Here is a 4,104-nt window from a genome sequence, read left to right on the forward strand (position 1 = left end):
TCTCTCAGAGACTTTATCAAGAGATACAATCGAAAAACCAAGGCTTATTCCAAAGCCGCTGATATGGCTGAATTATCTGTGTATATACATTTCTTCTTTGACGCTATATTTGCTTAGCAATGCCAATGAATCAGTTTTGGAAAGACTATATATTTCCACATATGGATATAGAGTAATATGAATTTTGGATAAGTGTTGGTATTATTATATAACTCTACTAAAGTTATGGGCTTTAAGTTATGCAACGAAGCATATTTTTGTTATAAATAATTGGGAAATTGTTTTTTCCATGACCAATTTTGTTTGTTTTATAAATTGGAATTATAGGATTTTGATTGGCAAAGTTACTAATTGTAAAATCTGCATATTTATCACTTTTAGTAAATTCTCCAAAAATTATTGCTTTGACATCCTCTAATTTTAGTGTCGATTTAAGATGATAAAGAATCCTATCAATTTTATAGCCATCCTCACCAACATCCTCCAAAAATAATATCTTATTTCTGATATTTATTTGCCAATTGCTTCCAATACTAGTTTGAATTATTGCAAGGTTACCACCAGTTAATTCATGATAATTAAGCTCTTCTTTAAATCTTTTTGCTGCTATATTCAGAGGACTAATATCACTGAATAAACTATCATTTGCAATAAGGTTATTATTTAATATCAGATTAAATATATTTAAAAAATTATTAGCGTTTTTATTATCCTTAAATAATTCTCCCAAACATGCTCCATGAATTGTTTTCCAACCCCATTTTTGAGATAAAAATAAATGCAAAGCCGTGATATCGCTATATCCAATAAATTTTTTTTCAATTTTAGGCTTTGTTTGTTTGTCTAGAAATTGAATTAATTTTGATGAGCCATAACCTCCATTTATACACCATATAATTAAATTTTCTTCGTCTGAATATAAAGCTTTATTCAGTGCTTCTAATCTTTTTTCATCAGTATTTGAATGAAATGGATGACAATCTTTATTTAATAATGGATTAGAATCCCATAAATTAATTCCTGAAATTGCTTTAATCGCCTCATACTCACAATATGGATATGAGGCTGGAGAAATTGGAAATATTTTATACTTAGCGTTTAATTCCTTCCATAATGGGTGTGTACAAATCTCATCTATAAGCATTTTAATTTTTAATTAATATTCAGCATACTTATTCATTTTTAAACCCCATTGAATACATGGCTTTTTCAAAATTCATTCTTTCTCTTGTAATTGTAAACTCATTGCCATTAATTAAAACTTCAGGGGCGTATGGTCTTAAATTGTATAAACTACTCATTGATGAACAGTATGCACCTGCTGTAAGTATTGCCAATATATCACCTTCTTTGGGATTTGATAACTCAATATTTTCATTTATTACATCAGTTGATTCACATATATTACCCACAATCTTCACAGCTTCTTTTACTTCATCTAGCTTAGATATATTGATAATATGATGATATGATGAGTATAAAGCAGGTCTTATGATGTGGTTGAAACCTGTATTTACTCCGACTATTTTTTGTTTATTATGATCTCGTATATTGGTAATTTTCGTAAGTAAAAATGTGGATTCAGCAACTAAGTATTTCCCAGGTTCAAATATAATTTTAATATTATTAGATTTTAATGACTGATATTTTTCATAATGCTCATCAATCACTGATGCAAATTGAGTTAAATCAACTTCTTTGTCTGTTGGATTATATCTTACTCCAAAGCCACCTCCCAAATCTATAAATTTCAAACCTTCAATTTGATTTGCTAATTTAAACATAAAATCAACCATTGGTGTAAAATTTTTAGTATTGTATAAACCTGAGCCCAAGTGGCAATGCAACCCAATTAATTTTAAATCATTATCTTTAATTATCTTTAGTGCTTCATGAATTTGAGTGTGATATATACCAAATTTTGAATCTTTGCCCCCTGTTATGATTTGTTTAAACTCACCGTCACCAAATCCTGGATTAATCCTTATTGATATTTCAGTGCCGTGAAATCTCTTTGCAAAAGAGACTAATTCTGAAATTGATCCCAAATTAACTATAACCCCAGAATTTTTTGCTTGCTCTAGTTCATCTGCATCACAATTATTTCCAGTAAATAAAATTTGATTATTATCAAATCCTAGTTTTTTTGCTAAATTTATTTCAAATGGTGATATAGTCTCAATTCCGTTAATACCAGCCTCTTTTAGTATGTTAATTATTGCAGGGTTAAAATTAGCTTTTATGGCGTAGAACAGTAAGCAATTTTTGTTAAATGCACTTTGGATATTAGCAACTTTTTGTTTTAAAATTGCTATATCGGTCACAAATACAGGTGTGCCCACTTCTTTAATTATTCTTAATAATAATTTGAGATTATTTTTAAAAAAATCTACTGACTGCATTCTTCCTCTTTTAAAAATTTCTTATGTAGTGCTTTTAATATTGTATTAGCCTTATTTTGATCAATTAATATAGTTATGTTATTACCAGATGCACTTACACTTATTGTATATATTCTAGTGTCAAGTTCCATACATAATGTAAAAATACCAGCTAGGAGTTTTTTATCAGATGTAATTTCATTTCCAATAAAGCACAATTTTGTAATATTATTTTTTACTTTTACAGAGGCAAAGCTTTTTAAAATTTTTAATAGCTTTTTAGAATAATCTTCTGCTTTTATTGAAAAAGTAAAAGAAATTTCAGATGTGGCGCATACATCAATTGGTATATTATGTTCTGCAACAATGGATGTAATTTTTTTTACGAAGCCGACTCCATTTATGATGCTGGTATTTTCAAGCGTTATAATAGTATTGCCTGGGCTTGTAACTATGCCTTTTGCATGAGGAGCATTTTTTGTTATTTTTGTACCTTTAAATGCGTTATCAAAGGTATTGTAGACATACACTGGTATATTTTTTTCAACAGCAAGTGCAATGGTATCGGGATGTACTACTTTTGCTCCACTATAAGCCATTTCAGACATCACATTCATATCCAAACTTGGCCACGAAAACGCATCTTCTACGATACGTGGATCAGCTGTCATTATACCATTTACATCTGTCCATATTTCAACTTCATTTGCATTTAATACCATTGCTAATATCGAAGCAGTATAATCACTTCCTCCTCTACCTAATAATGTAATATTACCATGAGTATCCTTACCTATGAATCCTGTAACCACTGGAACTATTTTTTTTAAAAAAAATGGCCTCAAGATTTTTTTTGAAGATAAATTGGTTGCCTGAAAATTAACTTTTGCCTTGAGATAATTATTATCAGTTTTTATAATTCGCTCTGACTCAATTCTTTGTGATGTAATGCCAATTTTTTCCAGTGCTAAGAGCATAAGTAGAGATGATAGTTTTTCTCCGAATGCACAGATTCTTGCTTCAGTTTTGTCAGTTAAATCTCCAACTAAACTAGTGCCATAGCTAATAGCTTCAAGTTTATTAATTATTGGTTCAAATTCCTGAGCCCATAAATTTTCAGCTTCTTCATCATTTAATGTTAAATTTTTGAGAATTTGTTTATGAATATTAGATATTTCAATAACTTTTGATTTAACTAATCTTGGTTTAGTTTTTCTTGCAAGCTTAATTATTTCAATTAACTTATCAGTTATGCCACCCACTGCCGAGACGGTGACGACTACTAAGGATTTATTAATTTTTTCCTTAACGATTTTTGCGCATTCTTGAATTGATTTAGCACTTCCCATTGATGTGCCACCAAATTTGATAGATTTTAAATTCATAAAAATTTAAACTAAATTTTAAATTAGTACTTATATATAAGATTAAAATATAGTTCAAGGATTTTTATTTGAGTAAATAATATAATTCTTTTTATAGCTCATATTATCATCTTTTATATATAAATTTATAATTACCAAATTTATATATATGAAGAATATTTTTATTAAATAAAATATTTTAAATGAATATTTAAGATATGAATTTTAAACAGATGTGCGCCGTGCATGATGTAAGAGTAGAGGGTTCAAGTCCCTCATGGGCTGATATAGAGCTGTCCATTAGCTGAGGCAAGGTTAACTTCGTGAGGAGTTGGCGGAAGGAAGCTGACGGCAAAGTA

At 29.1% G+C, this 4,104-nt stretch carries 4 protein-coding genes; 1 reads left to right on the plus strand and 3 read right to left on the minus strand.

The genetic code is table 11. The annotated features are described in order from the left end of the window. Positions 1-181 (plus strand): hypothetical protein (locus L8D11_RS03935; protein ID WP_236870372.1); only part of this gene is annotated, 181 nt, incomplete at its 5' end. Positions 182-232: 51 nt separating this feature from the next. On the opposite strand, the gene L8D11_RS03940 is transcribed toward L8D11_RS03935, so the two are convergent. From L8D11_RS03940 to L8D11_RS03950, 3 genes are read right to left on the minus strand one after another with little or no spacing between them, the layout of a single operon-like run. Beyond that, positions 233-1,144: an LD-carboxypeptidase gene (locus L8D11_RS03940; protein WP_236870373.1), complete on the minus strand. Its 912-nt coding sequence runs from the start codon at positions 1,142-1,144 to the stop codon at positions 233-235. A 28-nt stretch (positions 1,145-1,172) separates the two neighbouring features. Beyond that, entirely contained in the window at positions 1,173-2,402 is a 1,230-nt protein-coding gene (gene lysA / locus L8D11_RS03945) for a diaminopimelate decarboxylase (RefSeq protein WP_236870374.1), read from the minus strand. Beyond that, positions 2,390-3,766: an aspartate kinase gene (locus L8D11_RS03950; RefSeq protein ID WP_236870375.1), complete on the minus strand. Its 1,377-nt coding sequence runs from the start codon at positions 3,764-3,766 to the stop codon at positions 2,390-2,392. The genes lysA and L8D11_RS03950 overlap by 13 nt, the downstream gene beginning before the upstream one ends. Between the last annotated feature and the right edge of the window lie 338 nt (positions 3,767-4,104).

It is taken from the genome of Candidatus Bandiella numerosa (genome assembly GCF_021811875.1).
Taxonomy (GTDB): Bacteria; Pseudomonadota; Alphaproteobacteria; order Rickettsiales; family Midichloriaceae; genus Aquirickettsia; species Aquirickettsia numerosa_A.

What these genes read in the sequence shown, in the direction of transcription:
- lysA (WP_236870374.1), bottom strand. Translation starts at nt 2,402, where the DNA reads ATGCAGTCAGTAGATTTTTTTAAAAATAATCTCAAATTATTATTAAGA.
- L8D11_RS03940 (WP_236870373.1), bottom strand. Translation starts at nt 1,144, where the DNA reads ATGCTTATAGATGAGATTTGTACACACCCATTATGGAAGGAATTAAAC.
- L8D11_RS03950 (WP_236870375.1), bottom strand. Translation starts at nt 3,766, where the DNA reads ATGAATTTAAAATCTATCAAATTTGGTGGCACATCAATGGGAAGTGCT.